General features: G+C 39.6%; 24 protein-coding genes. 14 read left to right on the top strand and 10 right to left on the bottom strand.

The features are described 5' to 3' along the window. Nucleotides 1-121 precede the first annotated feature (121 nt). Nucleotides 122-703: a hypothetical protein gene (locus F1325_RS03395; protein WP_109371724.1), complete on the top strand. Its 582-nt coding sequence runs from the start codon at nt 122-124 to the stop codon at nt 701-703. Nucleotides 704-709: 6 nt separating this feature from the next. Next, the gene (locus tag F1325_RS03390; protein WP_160229992.1) at nt 710-1,090 is read left to right on the top strand and encodes a type II toxin-antitoxin system YafO family toxin; all 381 of its coding nucleotides are present in this window, start codon (nt 710-712) and stop codon (nt 1,088-1,090) included. A gap of 73 nt (nt 1,091-1,163) precedes the next feature. Here the strand turns inward: F1325_RS03390 and thiI are convergent, their stop codons facing one another. Continuing rightward, on the bottom strand, nt 1,164-2,615 hold the full coding sequence (thiI, locus tag F1325_RS03385; RefSeq protein WP_160229991.1) for a tRNA uracil 4-sulfurtransferase ThiI: 1,452 nt from the start codon (nt 2,613-2,615) through the stop codon (nt 1,164-1,166). Nucleotides 2,616-2,816: 201 nt separating this feature from the next. Between thiI and xseB the strand changes: the two genes are divergently transcribed. The 12 genes from xseB (at nt 2,817) to F1325_RS03325 (ending at nt 13,672) form a co-directional block, all read left to right on the top strand. Further along, nucleotides 2,817-3,080: an exodeoxyribonuclease VII small subunit gene (xseB, locus tag F1325_RS03380; RefSeq protein WP_023580876.1), complete on the top strand. Its 264-nt coding sequence runs from the start codon at nt 2,817-2,819 to the stop codon at nt 3,078-3,080. Then, nucleotides 3,081-4,004, top strand: a complete 924-nt coding sequence (ispA, locus tag F1325_RS03375; RefSeq protein WP_160229990.1) for a (2E,6E)-farnesyl diphosphate synthase — start codon at nt 3,081-3,083, stop codon at nt 4,002-4,004. Nucleotides 4,005-4,070: 66 nt separating this feature from the next. Then, nucleotides 4,071-5,936: a 1-deoxy-D-xylulose-5-phosphate synthase gene (gene dxs / locus F1325_RS03370; protein WP_109371732.1), complete on the top strand. Its 1,866-nt coding sequence runs from the start codon at nt 4,071-4,073 to the stop codon at nt 5,934-5,936. A 350-nt stretch (nt 5,937-6,286) separates the two neighbouring features. Further along, complete coding sequence (rbsD, locus tag F1325_RS03365) at nt 6,287-6,706, top strand: D-ribose pyranase (protein ID WP_109371734.1); 420 nt, start codon at nt 6,287-6,289, stop codon at nt 6,704-6,706. 7 nt (nt 6,707-6,713) lie between these two features. Beyond that, the gene (gene rbsA, locus F1325_RS03360) at nt 6,714-8,222 is read left to right on the top strand and encodes a ribose ABC transporter ATP-binding protein RbsA (protein WP_160229989.1); all 1,509 of its coding nucleotides are present in this window, start codon (nt 6,714-6,716) and stop codon (nt 8,220-8,222) included. Nucleotide 8,223: 1 nt separating this feature from the next. Further along, nucleotides 8,224-9,189, top strand: coding sequence for a ribose ABC transporter permease (gene rbsC / locus F1325_RS03355; RefSeq protein ID WP_069368591.1), 966 nt, complete (start codon nt 8,224-8,226; stop codon nt 9,187-9,189). Nucleotides 9,190-9,231: 42 nt separating this feature from the next. Then, the gene (gene rbsB, locus F1325_RS03350; RefSeq protein WP_109371738.1) at nt 9,232-10,122 is read left to right on the top strand and encodes a ribose ABC transporter substrate-binding protein RbsB; all 891 of its coding nucleotides are present in this window, start codon (nt 9,232-9,234) and stop codon (nt 10,120-10,122) included. Between the two features lie 78 nt (nt 10,123-10,200). Next, nucleotides 10,201-11,127, top strand: a complete 927-nt coding sequence (gene rbsK, locus F1325_RS03345; RefSeq protein WP_160229988.1) for a ribokinase — start codon at nt 10,201-10,203, stop codon at nt 11,125-11,127. A gap of 4 nt (nt 11,128-11,131) precedes the next feature. Next, nucleotides 11,132-12,139, top strand: coding sequence for a ribose operon transcriptional repressor RbsR (rbsR, locus tag F1325_RS03340; RefSeq protein ID WP_196564086.1), 1,008 nt, complete (start codon nt 11,132-11,134; stop codon nt 12,137-12,139). A 117-nt stretch (nt 12,140-12,256) separates the two neighbouring features. Then, nucleotides 12,257-12,499 (top strand): type II toxin-antitoxin system VapB family antitoxin, encoded by a 243-nt coding sequence (gene vapB, locus F1325_RS03335; RefSeq protein WP_099074198.1) that lies wholly within the window; start codon nt 12,257-12,259, stop codon nt 12,497-12,499. Next, nucleotides 12,492-12,896, top strand: a complete 405-nt coding sequence (vapC, locus tag F1325_RS03330; RefSeq protein WP_109371744.1) for a type II toxin-antitoxin system tRNA(fMet)-specific endonuclease VapC — start codon at nt 12,492-12,494, stop codon at nt 12,894-12,896. Before vapB ends, vapC begins: the two co-directional genes overlap by 8 nt. Nucleotides 12,897-13,336: 440 nt before the next feature. Continuing rightward, nucleotides 13,337-13,672, top strand: a complete 336-nt coding sequence (locus tag F1325_RS03325) for a zinc ribbon domain-containing protein YjdM (protein WP_109371746.1) — start codon at nt 13,337-13,339, stop codon at nt 13,670-13,672. 89 nt (nt 13,673-13,761) lie between these two features. Here the strand turns inward: F1325_RS03325 and thiL are convergent, their stop codons facing one another. From thiL to tgt, 9 genes are all read right to left on the bottom strand, one after another. Next, a complete protein-coding gene (gene thiL / locus F1325_RS03320; RefSeq protein WP_160229987.1) occupies nt 13,762-14,745 on the bottom strand; it encodes a thiamine-phosphate kinase in 984 nt (327 codons plus the stop codon). A gap of 103 nt (nt 14,746-14,848) precedes the next feature. Then, the gene (gene nusB / locus F1325_RS03315) at nt 14,849-15,262 is read right to left on the bottom strand and encodes a transcription antitermination factor NusB (protein ID WP_006535124.1); all 414 of its coding nucleotides are present in this window, start codon (nt 15,260-15,262) and stop codon (nt 14,849-14,851) included. 28 nt (nt 15,263-15,290) lie between these two features. Continuing rightward, nucleotides 15,291-15,761, bottom strand: coding sequence for a 6,7-dimethyl-8-ribityllumazine synthase (gene ribH, locus F1325_RS03310; RefSeq protein WP_160229986.1), 471 nt, complete (start codon nt 15,759-15,761; stop codon nt 15,291-15,293). 213 nt (nt 15,762-15,974) lie between these two features. Next, on the bottom strand, nt 15,975-17,129 hold the full coding sequence (ribD, locus tag F1325_RS03305; RefSeq protein WP_167392468.1) for a bifunctional diaminohydroxyphosphoribosylaminopyrimidine deaminase/5-amino-6-(5-phosphoribosylamino)uracil reductase RibD: 1,155 nt from the start codon (nt 17,127-17,129) through the stop codon (nt 15,975-15,977). 70 nt (nt 17,130-17,199) lie between these two features. Next, nucleotides 17,200-17,649, bottom strand: a complete 450-nt coding sequence (gene nrdR, locus F1325_RS03300; RefSeq protein ID WP_006535128.1) for a transcriptional regulator NrdR — start codon at nt 17,647-17,649, stop codon at nt 17,200-17,202. A 116-nt stretch (nt 17,650-17,765) separates the two neighbouring features. Then, entirely contained in the window at nt 17,766-18,734 is a 969-nt protein-coding gene (gene secF / locus F1325_RS03295) for a protein translocase subunit SecF (protein WP_109371752.1), read from the bottom strand. Between the two features lie 10 nt (nt 18,735-18,744). Continuing rightward, complete coding sequence (gene secD / locus F1325_RS03290) at nt 18,745-20,592, bottom strand: protein translocase subunit SecD (protein ID WP_109371754.1); 1,848 nt, start codon at nt 20,590-20,592, stop codon at nt 18,745-18,747. Between the two features lie 32 nt (nt 20,593-20,624). Continuing rightward, nucleotides 20,625-20,960, bottom strand: coding sequence for a preprotein translocase subunit YajC (gene yajC / locus F1325_RS03285; protein WP_006535133.1), 336 nt, complete (start codon nt 20,958-20,960; stop codon nt 20,625-20,627). Between the two features lie 85 nt (nt 20,961-21,045). Continuing rightward, nucleotides 21,046-22,188, bottom strand: coding sequence for a tRNA guanosine(34) transglycosylase Tgt (gene tgt / locus F1325_RS03280; protein WP_036911729.1), 1,143 nt, complete (start codon nt 22,186-22,188; stop codon nt 21,046-21,048). Nucleotides 22,189-22,282: the final 94 nt, after the last annotated feature.

The raw sequence follows: 22,282 nt of genomic DNA, 5'->3' as shown, positions 1-22,282 counted from the left end.
TATTATTTATTAGTTGGGGATTAATTTTTAAGACCTATTTCAGTCGTTATTTCTTCATATCAGATTTTAAAATAAGTGTTGAGAGGTTAAAATAGAACCAACTTCTAAAGGATGTGGCAAAATGAAAACTCTTCAATACCGCAAGAACTTACCTAAACTTGTTACTTTAATTTCTATGGGATTAGCCACTGTTCCTGCTGAAAGTTTTAGACATAAACAATCATCGTTGATCCCCAATATTCAATACTCTTTTGCATCTCCTGTATCTAATCAACTTGTTGCTATTCCGATTGATGATGCTACTGAAAAAATGAGCACTTTAGCTGAGTTACTCAATAGTGACTTAACTAGATTAAAAAAAGAATGGGAAAACCATGAAAATTTATTTATTAGCCAACACATTTATGAACAAATAAATAAAAATATAAAAGATATAGATACCTCTTTAGTTGATATAAAAAATGTCCTTGCATCATGTTTAAATAACGATATCTTAAAAAAAGAAAGTATTCTTTTATTTGGTCGCTCTTTAGCAATGTATAGAAGTGTATTAACTGAGATTGTTTTATTTATAGAACAAACTCATCAGCCATTAAAAACAACAAATAAAAAACCCAATGTAACTAATGCTGAGATGCAGAGATTAATACAATCTGAGCATATAAAATTAGGGCTTGATATACCTAAATTTCATAGTAATTGATATTTTATGACTCAAATATCAATACATCCTGATATTGAATATAAAACTATCGCCAATGAATATGCTCACTTATTAAAACTTTGGAAAGAAGACAATATATTATCTAATTATTTAGGTTCCAATGGTCGCTGGGAAAATAATGCCAAGTTATGTCAATCTCTTATTTCTAAAATACATATTAGAATGCCACTTGAACCAGGATGGAATAAAAAGATACCTCAAATACAAAGAAAATCAAATCATTACTTAGTTTGCTGTCAACATTGGCTTTACCCAAACAGATATCAAATTATTGCTATTATGTCGCCCAATGCTCATGAGATAGCAAAAACATCATTTCTGGCTGTATTAGAGAAAAGAGCAGAAGAATTTCAAAATAATTTCTAATAAGCTATTATCAGTAACCCAAAAAGCCACTTTTCAGTGGCTTTTTTATTTGTAAGATCGAATCGTTATCGTATTATTTTTTACGATAGACTTTAACGTTTTCAAAACCTTGTTCACGCAGATACAGCGCTTGTAAGCGGCTCATCATTCCGCGATCACAATAGAGCAAATAAGTTTTGGCTTTATCTAAATCACCAAACTGGGTGCTTAATTTATAGAAAGGTAACTCTTTAACATCAACACCGTCTATCTTTAATGGCGAAGTTTCTTGCTCTTCAGGTGAGCGGATATCCAAAATAACATCGTTAGCACCAAATTCAGATACCATTTCAACTTCAGTAACTTGCTGTACGGTTTCTTCTGCAATACGACGAATATCCATATTCTTGGCGTTTTCAACAACGTTATCAAGAATAGAAAAATCAAACTTCTCTTCTTCCGCTTCGATCTTCGCTTTTACTGCTTTCACTGTTGGGCTTTTTGAAATAACACCACAAAATTCTGGCATTGTACGAGCAAAATCTTCTGTACCAATTTGGCGAGCGATATTGATAATGTTCTCTTTATCATGCGTGATAAGAGGGCGTAAAATTAACGTATCAGTCGCATTATCAATTAAACGTAAGTTAGTTAAAGTTTGGCTAGAAACTTGTCCTAATGCTTCACCCGTCACAATGGCTTGAACACCATAACGCTCAGCAACACGGGATGCGGCACGTACCATCATACGTTTTAATACAACGCCCATTTGACCATCATCGACTTTTTCTAAGATTTCTGCGACAACAGGTTCAAAATCAACAGCAACGAAATGCACTTTATGTGAACGGCCAAAACGGTTCCATAAATAATGAGCAACTTGTTTAACGCCAATTTCGTGGGCAGAACCGCCTAAGTTAAAGAAACAATAGTGAACTCGGCTACCACGACGCATTAACATATAGCTTGATACACCTGAATCATAACCACCAGAGATCAGTGATAAAACATCTTCCTGTGTACCAATTGGGAAACCACCAATACCTTCATAGCGCGCATTCACTAAAATAAGTTTGTCATCTTCAATTTCTAAATTAATGGTGACATCTGGACGCGTTAATTTCACTTTTGCGCTTTCAACGTGTTGGTTAAAACCACCACCAACATAACGCTCAACTTCATTTGAAGTAAAACTGTGCTTACCACGACGTTTGGCACGAACACAAAATGTTTTGTTTTCAACTAAATGCTTAAATGCCGCAAAAGTTTGCTCAAAAATATTGTGTAAATCAGTATACGGATGCTCTTCTACTTGTAAAAAGTGATGAATACCAGGAATACGTGTTAATGCATCACATACCGCTTCACTTTTGCTTTCATCTTTACTCACAACAGCAATGTTATCCCAATTGCGGACAACCGTGATTTCATCACCTAATGTATTAAGTACATTACGAATATTGCTAGTGAGAATTTTGATAAAACGTATACGAACAGATTGGCTTTTGATCGTAATTTCGGGGAATAATTTAATAATAAACTTCATAGTCAATGGTCATAGGTTATTAAGTAGAAACATAAACTACAGTGATGTTAATTGACTGGAGTTTATAAAAGTCACAAAGTATATCACCAATATTTAGGGCTCACCCGCAAAAATCATCGACTGAATAAGAAATTTTCTTCTCACTTGTAGTAAGATGATCGCTATTATTCAGCGCTAACATGCTTTATTATCAAAAATATTATGGCTAAGAAAACGACACCAATTAACGAAGACATCGCACAAGCACCAAGTTTCGAAGCATCTATGCAAGAACTTGAGCAAATCGTAAACCGTTTAGAATCCGGTGAACTCCCTTTAGAAGAAGCGCTTAATGAGTTTGAACATGGCGTTCGTCTAGCCCGTGTTGGACAAAAAACATTACAAGACGCTGAACAGCGTGTTCGTATTCTTCTAAAAGAAGACGATAATGCAACTCCTGATGATTTTATCCAAGAGGCAGAATAATTGAGTAACGCAACTTCAAGTACGGATGCGTTCCGTCATAAATTAGATTCCGCCCACCAGCGTGTTGATCATGCATTAAACCAAGCGCTATCCGCTTTACCATTCACTGACATGCCTCTAGGTAAAGCCATGCATTATGGTGCTCTTTTAGGTGGAAAGCGCTTACGTCCTTTCCTTGTTTATGCAGTGGGTGAAATGTTTAAAGTCCCCGCACTTAACCTTGATGCACCAGCCGCCGCAGTGGAATGTATTCACGCTTATTCTCTCATTCATGATGATTTGCCTGCGATGGATGATGATGATTTACGTCGTGGTAAGCCTACATGTCATATTGAATTTGGTGAAGCCAACGCAATTTTAGCGGGTGATGCATTACAAACACTCGCCTTTGAGATCTTAGCAAAAAATCCAATGCCTGATGTTGCAATGGCTGATCGTGTTGCAATGATTTCTGAATTAGCAACAGCCAGCGGGCTTGCAGGTATGTGTGGCGGTCAGGCTCTTGATCTTGAAGCCGAAGATAAATCGATTGACCTCGCATCTCTTGAAAAAATCCATTTACACAAAACAGGTGCATTAATTCGTGCAGCTGTTCGCTTAGGCGCATTTAGTGCTGGCTCAAAAGGCCATGATGTATTACCCGCACTAGATAAATATGCCCACTCTATTGGCCTTGCATTTCAAGTACAAGATGACATTTTAGATGTCATTGGCAGTACGGAAGAAACTGGGAAACGTCAAGGTAGCGACCAAGAGTCAGGAAAAAGCACGTATCCAGCACTCCTTGGATTAGAGCAAGCTCAAAAGAAAGCACAGGAATTGTATAACGAAGCACTGGATGCCTTAGCGTTTCTTGAGCAATACGAGTACGATACGACCACGCTTAAACAATTAGCGAGTTTTATCGTCGAACGGAAAAACTAATAAAAAATAAAGAGAGCAGCTTACCTGTTCTTTCCCTATTACAAGTGATTAATTAATAGGCATCACATGAGCATTGATATCGAAAAATATCCCACATTGGCGTTGGTTGAAACACCAGAAGATTTGCGCCTGTTACCAAAAGAGAGTTTGCCTAAACTCTGTGATGAGCTAAGGCTATTTCTTCTTAACAGTGTCAGCCGCTCAAGTGGTCACTTCGCCTCAGGTTTAGGTGCTATTGAGTTAACGGTTGCTCTTCATTACGTCTATAAAACCCCTTTTGATAACCTGATTTGGGATGTTGGTCATCAGGCCTATCCTCATAAGATCTTAACGGGTCGCCGTGACCGCATTGATACTATCCGTCAAAAGAATGGGTTACACCCCTTCCCTTGGCGAGAAGAGAGTGAATACGACAAACTTTGTGTTGGTCACTCTTCAACCTCTATCAGTGCAGGTTTAGGTATGGCTGTCGCCGCCGAACAAGAAAAGCTGAACAGAAAAACAGTTTGTGTGATTGGTGATGGGGCAATTACTGCGGGTATGGCTTTTGAAGCAATGAATCACGCAGGAGATATTGAACCAGATATGCTCGTTGTACTTAATGACAATGAGATGTCGATTTCAGAAAACGTTGGTGCATTGAATAATCACCTTGCGCAATTGTTATCTGGCAAACTGTATACCACCTTGCGTGAAGGTGGAAAAAAAGTCTTCTCAGGTATTCCACCCATTAAAGAATTACTGAAAAAGACAGAGGAACATATCAAAGGCATGGTTGTCCCAGGCACCATGTTTGAAGAGTTGGGTTTCAACTATATCGGTCCTGTTGATGGCCACGATGTTATTGCGTTAGTACAGACATTAACTAACATGCGTGATCTAAAAGGCCCTCAGCTTCTGCATATTATGACTAAAAAAGGTCGTGGATATGCGCCTGCTGAGCGTGATCCAATTAGCTGGCACGCAGTCCCTAAATTTGATCCACAAACTGGGACATTACCTAAAAGCCCTAATGCACGACCTACATTTTCCAAAATTTTTGGTGACTGGTTATGTGAAGAAGCCTCAACTGATCCAAAACTCATGGCAATTACCCCAGCTATGCGTGAAGGCTCTGGTATGGTGCGTTTCTCAAAGGAATACCCTTCACAATACTTTGATGTTGCGATCGCAGAACAACATGCCGTTACCTTTGCAGCAGGTTTAGCAATTGGGGGTTATAAGCCGATTGTTGCTATCTACTCAACATTCTTACAACGCGCTTACGACCAAGTGATCCACGACATTGCCATTCAAAAACTGCCTGTTTTATTTGCTATTGATCGTGGTGGTATTGTGGGAGCAGATGGTCAAACTCACCAAGGTGCTTTTGACCTCTCATTCTTACGCTGCATTCCTAATATGGTCATTATGGCGCCAAGTGATGAAAATGAGTGTCGCCAAATGCTTCACACAGGTTATCACTATCAAGATGGTCCTGTTGCCGTACGCTATCCAAGAGGCTCTAGTGTTGGTGCACAATTGCAACCACTTAGTCCACTACCTATGGGTAAAGGTATTATTCGTCGCCAAGGCAAAGGTATTGCGATTTTAAACTTTGGTACATTACTACCAGAAGCGTTAGAAGTTGCTAAAAAACTTGATGCAACTGTGGCTGATATGCGTTTTATCAAGCCTCTTGATAAATCACTTATCCTTTCTCTGGCTGAACAGCATGATATGTTGGTAACGCTAGAAGAAAATGCCATTATGGGTGGTGCTGGCAGTGGCGTAAACGAGTTACTCATGCAAGAACGTTGCTTAATACCTGTCCTAAACTTAGGTATACCTAATCTGTTTGTACCACAAGGTGGACAAGAAGAGATCAGATCTGACTTAGGATTAGATGCAGAAGGTATTGAGAAATCAATTAAGGCTTATCAAGCTAACTAATTGAATTAAAATGATTAAAAAACCTCTCCTAATTAACCACAGGAGAGGTTAATGTATTTCTAGGCTGTGATTTATCTACTTTTATCATACTGGTTTACATTTCCACACCCCATATTGTCGCCTTTATTACAACCTTGTCCATCATCACATTTTTATGAAATTCACTGAAAATAACCTCTTTCTTTCTTGAATCCATTCAGCGTTAATTTATTCAATCAGTTAGATTTTTCTTTCTTTTTGTTTGCCAACGAAACGTTTCGATCACGCTCACAATATGAATAAATCAAACTTGTTTTCCCACCTTTCTTTTCTACTATGTAGACAGCGAAACGTTTCGCTGAGGAGGAAACATGAAAAAAGGTGTATTACTTAATAGTCCTATTTCGAGTGTAATTTCACGTTTAGGACACACTGACAAAATCACTATTGCAGATGCTGGATTACCTATTCCCTCCTCTGTTGAACGAATTGATCTTGCTCTCACTCAAGGTATTCCTGACTTTATGTCAGTCTTACAAACCGTTACCCATGAAATGCAAATCGAAGCGGTGATGCTGGCGGAAGAAATTAAAACCATCAATCCCTCTCTGTTTAATGAAATCCTCTCTTATCTCAATTTATTAGAACAAGAGCAGAAGAAACCTATTCAAATAATGTATGTTTCACATGAAGCATTCAAAAAGCAACTTACTGAAAATAAAGCTGTTATTAGAACCGGTGAATGTACGCCTTATGCCAATATTGTGTTGTTTTCTGGTGTGACTTTTTGAGGGCAATATGGAACCTTTACTTGAACTTAAAGATATTGATAAGTCATTCCCTGGTGTAAAAGCACTATCAGGTGCCACACTTCGAATTTATCCCGGTAGAGTAATGGCACTCGTAGGTGAAAACGGGGCAGGCAAATCAACACTAATGAAAGTGCTGACTGGGATCTATAAAAAAGATTCGGGTGAAGTCATTTATCAAGGCGAAAGCTGTGCTTTCAATGGTCCCAAAACTTCCCAAGAAGCAGGAATAGGCATTATTCACCAAGAGCTTAACCTTATTCCAGAATTAACCATCGCAGAAAATATCTTCTTAGGTCGTGAGTTTACTCGTGCTTTTGGCGCTATCGATTGGAAGAAAATGTATGTAGAGGCTGATAAGTTATTAGCCCGATTAAACCTTGCTTACAGTAGTCACCGTTTAGTGTCTGAATTATCGATTGGTGATCAGCAAATGGTAGAAATCGCCAAGGTTCTTAGCTTTGGCTCAAAAGTCATCATCATGGATGAGCCAACAGATGCGTTAACCGATACTGAAACAGAATCTCTATTTAACGTTATTCGTGAACTAAGAGATCAAGGTTGTGGCATTGTTTATATCTCACATCGTCTAAAAGAGATCTTTGAGATTTGTGATGACGTGACTGTACTGCGAGACGGCCAGTTTATTGGTGAAAAACCTGTCGCCTCATTAAAAGAAGACACTCTGATTGAAATGATGGTGGGTCGTAAGTTAGAAGACCAATACCCTCGTATTAATATCCCTCAAGGAAAAACCAAACTTAACGTCATTAACCTCAGTGGCGAAGATGTTCATGATGTCAGTTTCTCATTACATGAAAGCGAAATTCTGGGCATTTCTGGATTAATGGGCGCGGGTCGTACTGAGTTAATGAAAATTATCTACGGCGCATTACCTAAAACCAATGGCACTGTTGAATTAGATGGTAAACCCTGCCAAATCAAAAAGCCGGTTGAAGGATTGGAACAAGGCATTGTTTACATTTCTGAAGATAGAAAGCGTGATGGTTTAGTGCTTGGCATGTCGGTAAAAGAAAATATGTCTCTGACAGCCCTTCGCTATTTTAGCCGCGGTATGGGTGTACTTAATCATAAAGAAGAGCAACTCACTGTCGGTGATTTTATTAAATTATTCAATATAAAAACCCCTTCAATGGATCAAACGATTGGCTTTTTATCTGGGGGAAATCAACAAAAAGTGGCTATCGCAAGAGGTCTAATGACTCGCCCTAAAGTGCTTATTCTTGATGAACCCACTCGTGGCGTTGATGTGGGCGCTAAAAAAGAAATTTATCAGCTAATTAATAAATTTAAACAAGAAGGATTAAGCATCATTTTAATTTCTTCTGAAATGCCTGAGGTAATGGGAATGAGTGACCGTATTCTGGTTATGCATGAAGGTCGTATTAGTGGTGAGTTTTCCGCTCACAATGTCACACAAGAAATGCTAATGGCAGCGGCTGTTGGTAAACAATATGACGCTAAAGTAGGAGTTTGATATGAGCACGAATTCAATTCCAGCGTCAAAACGTTGGTTCTCAAAAGCTTGGCTATTAGAGCAAAAATCGCTGATTGCATTGCTACTTCTGATTGTTGTGGTTTCCACACTCAGCCCTAATTTTTTTACCTTAAACAATATTTTCAACATTCTCCAACAAACATCGGTTAACGCCATTATGGCAGTTGGAATGACGCTAGTTATTTTAACATCTGGTATCGACTTATCTGTTGGTTCATTGCTTGCATTAACAGGTGCCGTTGCCGCTTCTATGGTGGGTGCGGATGTTAATGCGCTTGTTGCTGTTGTTGGCGCATTGGCATTAGGTGCCGCTATTGGTGGTGTAACAGGAATTATCGTTGCTAAAGGTAAAGTTCAAGCCTTTATTGCTACGTTAGTCATGATGTTATTACTGCGCGGTGTTACTCGCGTTTATACCGATGGTAGCCCTATTAATACCGGATTTAGTGATAATGCCGATCTGTTTAGTTGGTTTGGTATTGGTCGCCCATTTGGCATTCCAACGCCAATTTGGCTCATGATGATTGTCTTCTTAAGTGCATGGTATTTATTACATCACACCCGTTTAGGTCGCTATATCTATGCATTAGGGGGTAATGAATCTGCCACTCGCTTATCGGGTATTAGCGTCGATAAAATCAAAATCATCGTTTATTCATTATGTGGTTTATTAGCAGCCCTTGCGAGTGTCATTGAAGTTGCTCGACTTTCATCAGCACAACCAATGGCAGGTAATGGTTATGAGCTAGATGCTATTGCTGCCGTTGTTCTCGGTGGTACCAGTCTTGCAGGCGGTAAAGGTCGTATTATCGGTACATTAATTGGTGCACTTATTCTAGGATTCTTAAATAATGCACTGAATTTATTAGGAATATCATCAAACTATCAAATGATAGTAAAAGCGGTGGTCATCTTACTTGCTGTTTTGGTAGATAACAAAAAATAACTCTCTATTCTCTTAATCCGAACCCCGACAGGAACTTATATTATGAAACTCAAAAAAATGGCAACACTTCTTTCTGTTGTTGCATTAAGCGCCACAATCAGCGCTAACGCATTGGCAAAAGAATCAATCGCGCTTGTTATCTCAACACTAAACAACCCTTTCTTTGTCACAATGAAAGACAGTGCACAGAAAGAGGCAAATAGATTAGGTTACGACCTTGTTGTTCTAGATTCTATGGACAACCCGGCTAAAGAGCTTGCTAACGTGCAAGATCTCACCGTAAAAGGCACACGTTTAATGCTTATTAATCCGACAGATTCAGATGCTGTGGGGAATGCAGTTATTTTAGCCAATAAAGCTAAAATCCCAGTTATCACCCTAGACCGTGTTGCAAACAAAGGTGAAGTCGTCAGCCACGTTGCTTCAGATAATCGCCTTGGCGGTAAAATGGCAGGTGATTATATTGCTGAAAAAGTCGCTAATGACGCCAAAGTTATTCAACTAGAAGGGATCACAGGAACATCTGCATCTCGTGAACGTGGTGAAGGTTTTAAACAAGCCGTTGATGCCCATAAACTGAATGTACTTGCAAGCCAACCTGCTGATTTTGACCGCACCAAAGGTCTTAACGTGATGCAAAATCTGTTAACTGCGTATCCTGCTGTTCAAGCTGTTTTTGCACAAAATGATGAAATGGCATTAGGTGCATTACGTGCATTGCAAACTGCTGGTCGTACCGATGTATTAGTGATTGGTTTCGATGGTACAGATGATGGGATCAAAGCGGTAAACCGTGGCATGTTAGGTGCAACCATTGCTCAACGCCCAGATCAAATTGGTATTATCGGTATTCAAACTGCAGATAAAATTCTCAAAGGCGAGAAAGTGGATGCAACAATCCCTGTCGAGCTTGAGTTAGTTATAAAAAAATAACAACAACAAATACCACGGAGTGATATTGCTCCGTGGTGGCTTTAATCATTAAAACACGTTTTCACAAGGATAAAGGCTATGACGACACCTCGCCTTGCTGTTCTAGGTAGCATCAATGTTGACCACATTATGAATATTTCACAATTTCCAAAACCTGGTGAAACCATTATTGGTCATCAATACAAAATAGCCTTTGGTGGTAAAGGTGCAAATCAAGCAGTCGCTTGCGGTCGTAGTGGCGCCGATATTACCTTTATTGCTTGTGTCGGTGATGATGCAATTGGTAGTGAAATCATTGCTCAACTGAAAACAGATAATATTCATATTAATGCAATTAGTATTATTCCGCAGACACCAACAGGTGTCGCAATGATCCTTGTTAATGAACAAGGAGAAAACGTAATTAGCATCGTTGCAGGTGCGAATGGCGCACTAACGCCAACACATTTTCAGCAATATCATCATGTTGTTGAGCATGCTGATGCCTTACTGATGCAATTAGAATCACCATTAGAGACAGTCTTTGAAGCAGCAAAACTGGCAAAGTCACATCACACGAAAGTTATTTTAAATCCTGCTCCAGCAGTGCCTTTATCTGATGAATTTCTGAGTTTTATTGATGTTATCACTCCAAATGAGACGGAAGCCGAAATATTAACAGGCGTTTCTGTGCATGATGAAGCGGGTGCAGCAAAAGCTGCCGAAATCTTACATCGTAAAGGTATCAAACAAGTGCTTATCACTTTGGGTAGCCGTGGCGTATGGTTTAGTGAACAAAGAAAAGGCATGATAATTCCCGGTTTTCGTGTCGAAGCAGTTGATACCATTGCCGCAGGTGATACATTTAACGGTGCATTTGTCACTGCAATATTAGAAGGGAAACCTTCCGTTGAGGCTATCCGTTTTGCTCACGCAGCAGCTGCAATTGCAGTTACACGTCATGGTGCGCAATCTTCAGTTCCTTGGCGTCATGAAATCGAATCATTTTTAGCAGAGCGAGCATAGTACTTTGGCAACAATGAAAGATGTCGCCCGTTTGGCGGGCGTTTCGACATCAACTGTTTCTCACGTTATCAATAACAACCGTTATGTTAGCGAAGGTATTCGTAAAAAGGTTAACGACGCCATCGAAACCTTAAATTACGCGCCTTCTGCTTTAGCGCGTAGTTTAAAAATGAACTGTACTCACACTATCGGTATGTTAGTCACAGCCAGTAGCAACCCTTTTTATGCCGAAGTTGTGCGCGGTGTTGAACGTAGCTGCTATGAAAAAGGCTATAGCCTTATTTTATGTAACACCGAAGGGGATTACGAGCGCATGGATAGCAGCCTTGAAACGTTGCTGCAAAAACGTGTTGATGGCTTATTATTGATGTCAACGGAAGCCAGAGCGCCCTCTCATGAAGTACTAAATCGTTATCCTCGTTTACCGATGGTGATGATGGATTGGTCCCCGTTTGAATATGGGGGAGATATTATTCAAGATAACTCTCTGCTCGGGGGCGAAATCGCAACCAATTATCTGATTGAAAAAGGTTTTACTGAAATTGCATGTATTGCAGGCCCACAAGATAAGCTTCCTGCAAAACATCGTTTGCAAGGTTATTATAATGCGATGCAAAAAGCAGGATTAGCTATTCGAAACGAGTTTGTGTTAACCAGTGATTTTGAATTTGCAGGTGGATTTAGTGCAATGCAAAAATTACTCTCACTTTCTGTCTTACCACAAGCTGTTTTTACCTGTAATGACGCGATGGCTGTTGGCGCTTATCAAGCCATTTACCAAAAAGGTTTGCGTGTACCTGATGATATTTCCGTCATGGGTTATGACGATATCGACCTAGCCTCTTATATGATCCCACCGCTTTCGACCATTCACCAACCTAAAGATGAATTGGGAAAACTCGCTGTCAGCCAATTATTACATCGCATGGAAAATATCGATGCTGATGACAATGTTCTAGTGCTTACCCCCAAACTTATAGAGCGTGGCTCGGTGATAGGGCATAGAAAATAACCTGTTAGATTAACAGGTTACTAGGATGGGTATATATTTATATACAACATGTTTGGTATCCTATTAAAACTGCTATATACTTATGCTATATAGCAGTAATTGATAGGAGCTATTACTATGATCCAGCATGGCAAAGTATTTATGAGCAATAGAACACAAAACGTTCGTTTACCCGCTGAGACTCGATTTCCTGATGATGTAAAAGAAGTTTTTGTTCGCGTCAAAGGAAAAGAAAGAATAATCACACCTATACAAAATGCATGGGATAGCTTTTTCTTATCAGATCAGTCTGTAACAGATGATTTTTTATCTGAAAGACCAGATCAAGTCACAAGTGAAAGAGAATCCTTTGATGATTAAATACCTGTTAGATACAAACATCGTTATATTTACCATTAAACGCAGACCTGAATTTTTGCTACCGAAATTCAACCAACATGCTGAACAATTAGCTATTTCTACAATCACACTTGCTGAGCTCATTTTTGGTGCTGAAAAAAGTTTAAATTCAGCTAAAAACTTAGCTACGGTTAACGACTTTGTTTCTCGACTCACTGTTTTATCTTACGATGAGTTAGCCGCTTTTCATTATGGGGAAATCAGAGCAACACTTGAGAAACAAGGTAAACGCATTGGTGATAATGATTTACACATAGCTGCACATGCTAGAAGTAAAGGGCTAATAGTAGTTACAAATAATACTCGAGAATTTGAAAGAGTTGATGGGTTAAGAATTGAGGATTGGACTCATCATTAATTTATATATCAAAACTTATTGAGCGTGGCTCGGTGATAGATTTCATAAAATAACAACAAGAAAGTTAGCACTATTATTACTGATGCTCTCTTTTAAGATGAGGGCATTTATTTCTAGTTATATTTATAAAATTAAAGATTCAAGATCAACTAGTTAAATAATTTTTAAAACTATGTCTATTTATCTTTATTTCCTATTGAACCCTCTATATTTTAGCTACTTTTCCTCGTTCTTTACGCCATAGACCATGAAGGATGCAAATTTCCATCAAATCTATTATACTATTGCCCTTTCGCATTATCTGATGCAGCGCCATTTAGGGTATTGCTTTAGAATTTTCATGCTTAAATGATAATGTGTCCTTTAATTTATGGGGCAAGTGTTATCCTCATTTTGACGATTAATCACTTCCCATTTTGATAAAATTTGAGAGTATTATTATGTCATTACCTTCTTGTCCTAAGTGCAATTCAGAATACACCTATGAAGATGGTGCAATGTATGTGTGCCCTGAATGTGCTCATGAGTGGAACGATGCTGAGCCTGTTGCCGAAAGCGATGAATTGATTGTTAAAGATGCTAACGGTAACTTATTAGCCGATGGCGATTCAGTGACTGTGATTAAAGATCTCAAAGTCAAAGGTAGCTCAACCATGCTGAAAATTGGTACTAAAGTAAAAGGTATTCGTTTAGTGGAAGGCGACCATAATATTGATTGTAAAATTGATGGCTTTGGACCAATGAAGTTAAAATCTGAATTTGTGAAGAAAAACTAAGATAAATTAATAATACCTTTATTAATTCATTCAGATATTATCAGCATTCTCAAAGGCGCTTATTAAGCGCCTTTTTGTTTAAGTAAACCTTACTCGTTACTCTCACTAAAGTGATCAAAGCCTTTAAGATTAGGGTAAACATCTTCACCATTTCGTAAATAACGAATGCCTTCGCTAATCGGCATAATTTGACCAATACAATGAAAATCTGCACCTGTATGCGCTAATGCAATCTCTAAAGCGCCACGGTTTATTTCTGGTACTGTAAAGCAAAGCTCGTAATCTTCACCACCACTCAATGCCCAGATCTCCGCTTGTTCTTCACTCACTTCGGCTTTCATTGCAGGCGAATAAGGTAATGCATCTAAATTTAAGCGCGCACCACAACCACTTGCAGTAAGAATATGATCCAAGTCTGAAATCAGCCCATCAGAAATATCAATCGCAGATGTCGCTAAATGGCGCAATGCTTGACCTTGCAGTAAACGAGGTTGAGGACGCAAATGCCTTGCAACAAAATAGTCACTATGCTCTTTTTCTGTCGGCTGTAATCTATTTTGTAATATAGCAAGCCCTGCCGCGCTATCACCTAAAAAACCCGTAACATAGATCCAATCGCCAATTTTAGCGCCGGAACGAAGTAATGCAGTTCCTTGTGGAACAAGCCCTTGTATTGTGATTGTTAAGCTTAAAGGACCACGAGTGGTATCACCGCCGATTAGCTGAATTGCATAATAATCAGCTAATGCAAAGAAGGAGCGGCTAAATGCCTCAAGCCATTCACTGTTTGTATCAGGAAGTGTTAAAGCTAATGAAGCCCAAGAAGGATCTGCACCAACGGCAGCTAAGTCACTAATATTTACAGCCAGTGCTTTATACGCTAAATCTTCAGGTGAGATAGAAGGAAGGAAGTGAATACCACTCACTAAAGTATCGGTGCTAATAGCAACTTGTTGCTTTTCAGGTACCGTTAATATTGCGCAGTCATCTCCAATTCCTGTACTCACATCTTTTCGTTTTACAGGCTGTGAAGTGAAATATTGCTTAATAAGGGAGAATTCACCACAAGGCATTATCTATTTCCTATTTAGCTGTGCATACTAAATGAGTTTGATTAAACAAAAGGCCGGAAATACCGGCCTTGAATTATTTACCATAGAGGAAACGTGAAAAACGTTATTTTTTACGTACAGTTGGTGCAGCTTTATCAAGTACGCCATTAACAAATTTATGGCTATCGTCAGCACCAAATACCTTAGCCAGTTCAATCGCTTCGTTAATCGCAACTTTGTAAGGAACATCTTCACGGAAGCTAAGTTCAAACATTGCTAAACGTAAAATTGCTTTTTCAACTTGACCTAATTCTTCAAGTTGGCGGGATAAATAAGGTTCCATCGCCTTATCTAAACGTGTTGCATTAATGGCAACCCCCACTAAAAGCTCACGAAAATAAGCAATATCTACACCTTGGGTATCCTGCTCGGATAAAAACTCCAATTCCACATCCGCGATGTCATTTCCGGATAATTGCCATGAGTAGATAGCTTGAACAGCACACTCACGAGCACGACGACGAGCAGCAGGTTTCACAAAATTCCCCTTAAGTTAAAACAGATGATTAGCCTTTTATGGCTTTAAGTACATTGATCATTTCAAGTGCTGTCATTGCCGCTTCAGCACCTTTGTTGCCCGCTTTAGTTCCAGCGCGTTCAATAGCCTGTTCAATATTTTCAGTGGTTAAAACACCAAAAGTCACAGGGATCTCACTTTGCATCGCAACTTGAGATAAACCAGAACTACATTCGCCAGCAACGTATTCAAAATGTGCGGTTCCACCACGGATAACAGTACCTAACGCGATAACTGCATCGTATTTGTCGCTTTCGGCTAATGCTTTAACCGTTAATGGCAACTCATAAGCGCCAGGAACCCAAACGACGGTAATATTTTCAGAGGAAACTTGTCCAATGCGTTCTAATGAATCAACCGCACCTTCTAATAGGCTGTCATTGATGAAGTTATTAAAACGGGCAATTGCAATTGCTACGCGTGCGTTTGGCGCCGCGACAACACCTTTGATTACGTTCATAGGTTACTTTTTTCTCCTATCCGCGGGGGCGCGGATTTTATCATATTCTTTCCCTTACTGCGCTCTGTTTTATTATTACACAGTAAAGGAGCCAAAAACCCTTGATAAATCAAGGTATTTAGTTGGCTGATAACGATGTCGTAACGACAGGAAATAACACACACGGCGCCATTTTACTACAAATAGCGCCGTAGACACACTTATTTGCGTCTATTAATAACGAGGTTTTAAACAAACTCTGATATCAGAGCCAATTTGTTGAAGAGAATCTACTGTAAATTCAGGTGCTTCGGATAATGACGATAGTGGAGAAAGTGTAAATAATCCACGCGCATCATTGCCTAAAATTTTAGGTGCAATATAAATAATAAGCTCATCAACAAGCCCAGCCTCTAATAATGCGCCAGCAAAATGAGCCCCACTTTCAACCCATACAGTATTGATATTGCGTTTACCCAATTGCATCATTAATAAAACTAAATCCACACCGCTGTTTTTGCCATTCGTTGGTAATAGGATTTCTGATACGTTCCCCTGCCAGTCACTTGGGTGTGATTTTGTACGCGCCAACCAGCATTCGCCTTCAATTTGAGTGATTTTATGATCTTCAGTCACTCTATTTTGGCTATCAGTCACAATACGAATAGGTTGGCGTAATGTTTCTTCCGGGTAAATGGCTTTTATCTCATCTGAAAGCTCATCCCAACGGACATTCATAGAAGGGTTATCAGCAAGCACGGTTGCACTTGTCGTTAAAATAGCGCTAGCTTGAGCTCGAAAATTTTGTACATCCCGACGAGAGGCTTTAGAGGTTATCCATTGGCTTTCACCTGATGCTAATGCCGTTTTACCATCTAAAGATGCGCCCATTTTTAGCTGGATATAAGGGAAGCCTGTTCTCATTCGTTTAAAAAAGCCAACGTTGAGTTTTTCAGCTTCTTGCATTAAAACACCATGTGAAACATCAATTCCGGCTGATAATAATTTGTGTAATCCTCGTCCGGCAACCTGAGGATTAGGATCTTGCATCGCAGCAACAACGCGTTTTATACCTGCATTAATCAAAGCATCAGCACAAGGCGGTGTTTTACCAAAATGGCTACAAGGCTCAAGAGTGACATACGCTGTTGCCCCTTTTGCTTTATCTCCTGCCATTTTTAATGCATTGACTTCAGCATGAGGGCCACCTGCGTGATGGTGATAACCTTCACCAATAATCTCTCCCTCTTTTACAATCACACACCCCACATTAGGATTAGGCGATGTTGTAAAACGGCCTAATGCTGCAAGCTCAATAGCTCGACGCATGTAGTGTTCATCCTGCAGGCTTTCATTTTCACTTGGATTGTTGCTGTTGTTATTTATCATAATAATTACATGTAATTTTATTATTTATCGTTATTTTTCAAATCATTAAATAAAGCACAGTATTAATGTATTAATCCTGTAATTTTGCAATTTCTTCACCAAAATCACGGATATCTTCAAAACTACGATAAACAGAAGCAAAGCGAATATAAGCCACTTTATCGAGTTTCTTTAGTTGTTCCATAACAAAATTGCCAATTTCTTTTGAAGGGATTTCTCTTTCACCCGTCGCTCTTAATTGTGATTTGATATGACTTATTGCCGCTTCAACATCGTCTGAACTCACTGGACGCTTTTCTAGCGCTTTAAGCATGCCTCGACGAAGTTTCTCTTCATCAAAAGGCTCACGTATTTCATCACTTTTCACAACACGAGGCATCACTAACTCTGCTACTTCAAAGGTAGTAAAACGTTCATGACAAACAAGACATTGGCGACGACGGCGCACTTGTGAACCATCACCAACAAGTCTGGAATCAATTACCTTGGTATCTACGGCTCCACAAAATGGGCAATGCATAATTATTCCTACTTTTGACAATACTCATAAACAGTGTACCTGTTCAGTGAACAAAAAACACCCTGTCAGTATACACTGGCAGGGTGTTTGCGATGTTTTATCAGAAAAACGCTCTATTATGGTAAGAGTGTTGTCTGATCGGCACCCTCTTTTTCCACTTTTTGTACAATCAAGTGTTCACGTTTCATTCCCATTTTCAGTGCTAATGCAGAAGCTACATAAATAGAAGAAATAGTACCGATTGAAACACCGATTAACATAACTAAAGAGAAGCCTTGAAGCATTGAACCACCAAAGATGTACAGCATTAATACAACTAATAATGTTGTTGCTGATGTCATGATGGTACGGCTTAATGTCTGTGTAAGAGAAACGTTCATAATTTCATATGATGTTCCTCGACGAATTTTACGGAAGTTCTCACGAATACGGTCTGATACAACGATACTATCGTTCAGTGAGTAACCGATAACAGACATCAATGACGCTACAATGGTTAAGTCAACTTCTATGTGGAACAGTGAAAGAACACCCAGTGTTATCACCACGTCATGCGCAAGTGCAATAACCGCACCTAACGCTAAACGCCACTCAAAACGGAATCCAACATAGATAAGAATACAGATAAGTGCAGATAACAACGCCATTGCACCTGTTTGAGCCAATTCACTACCAACACTTGGCCCCACAAATTCAATACGTTTTACCACAGCATCGTTATCAACTTTAGCATTGATGACATCGATGACTTGCTTACCTAATTCTTGGCCTGCCTGTCCTTCAACAGGAGGCATACGCACCATAATATCGCGGCTGCTACCAAAGTTTTGTAATAGAGGATCTTTAAAGCCTGCTGCATCTAGGCTATCACGCATTTTATCAAGGTCGGCTGGTTGACTGAGATTGATCTCAATTACTGTACCACCTGTAAAATCCAGTCCCCAGTTAAATCCTTTCACGGAAATGATAGCAATTGACGCTACCAAAAGCAGAAACGAAATACTAAAGGCGACGTTGTCCCAACGCATAAAGTCAATGACTCTACGACCATGGTTTAATTGTTCAACAGTATAATCCTGTGCCACAACGTGCTCCTTAAATAGACAGTTTCTTAACGCGTTTACCACCATACAACAGGTTTACAATCGCACGAGTACCGACAATAGCGGTAAACATGGATGTTGCAACCCCGATTGCAGTTGTGATAGCAAAGCCTTTAATTGAGCCGGTGCCGACTGCATAAAGGATCACAGCTGTAATTAATGTGGTTAAGTTCGCATCAATAATACTGGAGAAGGCACCTTTATAACCTTCATGGATTGCTTGTTGTACTGATCGACCATTACGTAACTCTTCTTTGATACGTTCGTTTATCAGTACGTTGGCATCGACGGCGACGGCAAGTGTTAATACGATACCTGCAATACCCGGCATGGTCAGTGTTGCGCCTGGTAATAGTGACATTACCCCAACGATTAACACTAAGTTTGCCATTAATGCAGTACTCGCAATCACACCAAATTTACGATAATAAATTATCATAAAGGCAACAGACGCAATCAGACCCCATAAACACGCTTCTAAACCTTGGGTAATATTTTGTAGACCCAAAGTTGGACCAATCGTTCTTTCTTCAACGATTTGAATAGGTGCAATCAACGCACCAGCACGTAATAACAGAGACAATTGACGTGCTTCATTCGCATTTGAAATACCCGTAATACGGAAGCTATTTCCTAAACGACTTTGAATATTCGCAACGTTGATCACTTCTTCACTTTTAACTAATACAGCTCGGTCATTTTCATCACGTTTACCGCTGTCTTTATACTCTACGAACAATGTTGCCATCGGTTTACCGACGTTGTCTTTCGTAAAGTTAGACATGATAGAACCACCCGCGCTATCAAGTGAAATATTCACTTGAGGTTGACCATATTCATCAGCTTGAGAAGTTGAGTCAGTAATGTGGTCACCCGTTAAAATAACGCGTTTATAGAGAATGGTTGGCATACCTTCACGGGTATATTTCACTTCTGAGTCACCCGGAATACGACCAGTTTCTAAAGCAGAAGGATCAACAGTGGTATTGACTAAGCGGAATTCTAATGTTGCTGTCGCACCTAAAATTTCTTTAGCGCGAGCGGTATCTTGGATGCCTGGTAATTCAACAACAATTCGGTCAGCGCCTTGACGTTGAACTAATGGCTCTGCAACACCTAACTGGTTAACACGATTACGTAAGATAGTGATGTTTTGCTGCACTGCATAAGTACGCGCATCACGTAAACGTTCGTCAGTAAAAATAGCTCTTAACGAGTTATTTGCGCCATCTCTAAAAATGAGATCTTGATTACGACGAGTTAGGTAATCTGAAGCTTTAGCGCGATCATCCGAATTACGAAAACGGATTTCAACACCATAGTTATCCGTTTTACGGATAGATGAATACGGAATGCCTTCGTCACGTAATAATGTACGTAGACTTTCAACATTTTGTTCCTGAAGTTTACCTAACGCGGTTTCCATATCGACTTCCATCAAGAAGTGAACACCACCACGTAAGTCTAACCCCAGTTTCATCGGCTCACCGCCAATGGCTTCTAACCATTTTGGTGTTGCCGGTGCAAGGTTAAGTGCAACAATGAACTGGTCACCTAATGCAGGCAACAACACTTCGCGGGCACGTAACTGAATATCAGGGTTACCGAAACGAGCCAAAATCGCACCATTTTCAAGTGCAATAGATTTCGCTTCAATTTTTTCTTTATCTAATAAAGATCGAACTTGATCCAGTGTTTGCTCATTGGCGGCGGTTCCCCGCGCGCCAGTGATTTGAACAGCCGGATCCTCACCATATAGGTTAGGAAGTGCGTAAAGCAGACCGATGAGGATAGCGGCTATCAACATCAGGTACTTCCACAAAGGATAACGGTTTAGCACGGCAGTTCCCTTTTCCCTTTGGGGAAATGTTATTAAATAGCTTTCATTGTGCCTTTAGGTAATACAGCGGCAACAAAGTCACGTTTGATAGTTACTTCAGTTGTTTCATTCAGAGCAACAACGATATAGCCGTTATCTGAAACCTTAACAACACGACCAATTAAACCACCAGTCGTTAAAACTTCATCACCTTTACCAATAGAATCCATCAGTTTACGATGTTCTTTAGTACGTTTTTGCTGTGGACGTAGGATCATAAAATAGAAAATCAGAATAAAGATCACTAACATCGGTAAAATAGACATAAAGCTAGCTTCAGGTGCTGCTTGTCCAGCAGAAGCAACAGCATCAGAAATGAAAAAACTCATTCACTTTTCCTCATTGTTGTCGATATCGACGATATTCAAGTTATAAGCCCAATATCATACACAGAATTGGGCTTTCTCGTATACATTATTCACACTTAGTCGCACTGCCATTTAGCGGTGGGACGGGTTTTCCAATACGTTCGTAGAATTCGTGTACAAACTCTTCAAAACGCGAGTCTTCAATAGACTGACGAATTTCAGCCATCAAACGCTGATAATAACGCAAGTTGTGGATAGTGTTCAGCCTTGCACCTAAAATTTCGTTACAACGATCAAGATGATGTAAATAAGCACGGCTATAATTTTTACAGGTATAGCAGTCACAATGTTCATCAAGCGTTGATGTGTCAGAGCGATGTTTCGCATTACGAATTTTAATCACACCATCAGTTACAAACAGATGACCATTTCGTGCATTTCGTGTTGGCATAACACAGTCAAACATATCAATACCACGACGAACACCTTCAACTAAATCTTCTGGTTTACCGACACCCATTAAATAACGCGGTTTATTCGCAGGAATTTGAGGGCAGACATGCTCTAAAATACGATGCATATCTTCTTTAGGTTCACCGACCGCAAGGCCGCCGACAGCGTAACCGTCAAAACCAATTTCGACTAGTCCTTTTACGGAGATATCGCGTAAATCTTCGTAAACACCGCCTTGAATAATACCGAATAATGAATTTTTGTTATTAAGTTCATCAAAGCGCGCACGACTACGTTTAGCCCAACGTAATGACATCTCCATTGAGTTTTTCGCATAATCCCAATCGGAAGGATATGGCGTACACTCATCAAAAATCATCACAATGTCAGAACCCAAATCGTATTGGATTTCCATTGATTTTTCTGGGCTTAAGAAAATCTTTTCGCCATTAATAGGATTACGGAAATGCACACCCTCTTCTTTAATTTTACGCATTGCGCCTAAACTAAAGACTTGGAAGCCACCTGAGTCCGTTAAAATAGGGCCTTGCCATTGCATAAAATCATGTAAATCACCATGTAACTTCATGATTTCTTGACCTGGGCGTAACCATAGGTGGAAAGTGTTACCTAAAAGAATTTGTGCACCTGTTGCTTTTACTTCTTCAGGTGTCATTCCTTTTACTGTGCCGTAAGTACCCACTGGCATAAATGCAGGTGTTTCAACAACACCTCGTTCAAAAATAAGGCGACCGCGGCGAGCATTACCGTCAGTTTTGTCTAATTCGTATTTCACTAATCCTCCAAGCATCAGAAAAACAGTCCAATGCGCAATAAAAAACAGCACATTCTAATCATTTGTTAGACGGCTGTATATGTTACTTCAACAA

This window comes from Proteus columbae (assembly GCF_009914335.1).
GTDB lineage: Bacteria > Pseudomonadota > Gammaproteobacteria > Enterobacterales > Enterobacteriaceae > Proteus.
Note: the sequence above shows the minus strand (reverse complement) of the source record. Positions and strands in the feature narration are given on the sequence as shown.

Excerpts from the sequence above, each read along its gene's own strand:
- thiL (WP_160229987.1), bottom strand. The coding sequence starts at position 14,745 with ATGCCTTGTGGTGAATTCTCCCTTATTAAGCAATATTTCACTTCACAG.
- F1325_RS03395 (WP_109371724.1), top strand. The coding sequence starts at position 122 with ATGAAAACTCTTCAATACCGCAAGAACTTACCTAAACTTGTTACTTTA.
- vapB (WP_099074198.1), top strand. The coding sequence starts at position 12,257 with ATGATCCAGCATGGCAAAGTATTTATGAGCAATAGAACACAAAACGTT.
- rbsD (WP_109371734.1), top strand. The coding sequence starts at position 6,287 with ATGAAAAAAGGTGTATTACTTAATAGTCCTATTTCGAGTGTAATTTCA.
- F1325_RS03325 (WP_109371746.1), top strand. The coding sequence starts at position 13,337 with ATGTCATTACCTTCTTGTCCTAAGTGCAATTCAGAATACACCTATGAA.
- xseB (WP_023580876.1), top strand. The coding sequence starts at position 2,817 with ATGGCTAAGAAAACGACACCAATTAACGAAGACATCGCACAAGCACCA.
- nrdR (WP_006535128.1), bottom strand. The coding sequence starts at position 17,649 with ATGCATTGCCCATTTTGTGGAGCCGTAGATACCAAGGTAATTGATTCC.
- F1325_RS03390 (WP_160229992.1), top strand. The coding sequence starts at position 710 with ATGACTCAAATATCAATACATCCTGATATTGAATATAAAACTATCGCC.
- vapC (WP_109371744.1), top strand. The coding sequence starts at position 12,492 with ATGATTAAATACCTGTTAGATACAAACATCGTTATATTTACCATTAAA.
- ribD (WP_167392468.1), bottom strand. The coding sequence starts at position 17,129 with ATGATAAATAACAACAGCAACAATCCAAGTGAAAATGAAAGCCTGCAG.
- ribH (WP_160229986.1), bottom strand. The coding sequence starts at position 15,761 with ATGAACGTAATCAAAGGTGTTGTCGCGGCGCCAAACGCACGCGTAGCA.
- rbsA (WP_160229989.1), top strand. The coding sequence starts at position 6,714 with ATGGAACCTTTACTTGAACTTAAAGATATTGATAAGTCATTCCCTGGT.
- rbsK (WP_160229988.1), top strand. The coding sequence starts at position 10,201 with ATGACGACACCTCGCCTTGCTGTTCTAGGTAGCATCAATGTTGACCAC.
- dxs (WP_109371732.1), top strand. The coding sequence starts at position 4,071 with ATGAGCATTGATATCGAAAAATATCCCACATTGGCGTTGGTTGAAACA.
- thiI (WP_160229991.1), bottom strand. The coding sequence starts at position 2,615 with ATGAAGTTTATTATTAAATTATTCCCCGAAATTACGATCAAAAGCCAA.
- rbsB (WP_109371738.1), top strand. The coding sequence starts at position 9,232 with ATGAAACTCAAAAAAATGGCAACACTTCTTTCTGTTGTTGCATTAAGC.
- yajC (WP_006535133.1), bottom strand. The coding sequence starts at position 20,960 with ATGAGTTTTTTCATTTCTGATGCTGTTGCTTCTGCTGGACAAGCAGCA.
- rbsC (WP_069368591.1), top strand. The coding sequence starts at position 8,224 with ATGAGCACGAATTCAATTCCAGCGTCAAAACGTTGGTTCTCAAAAGCT.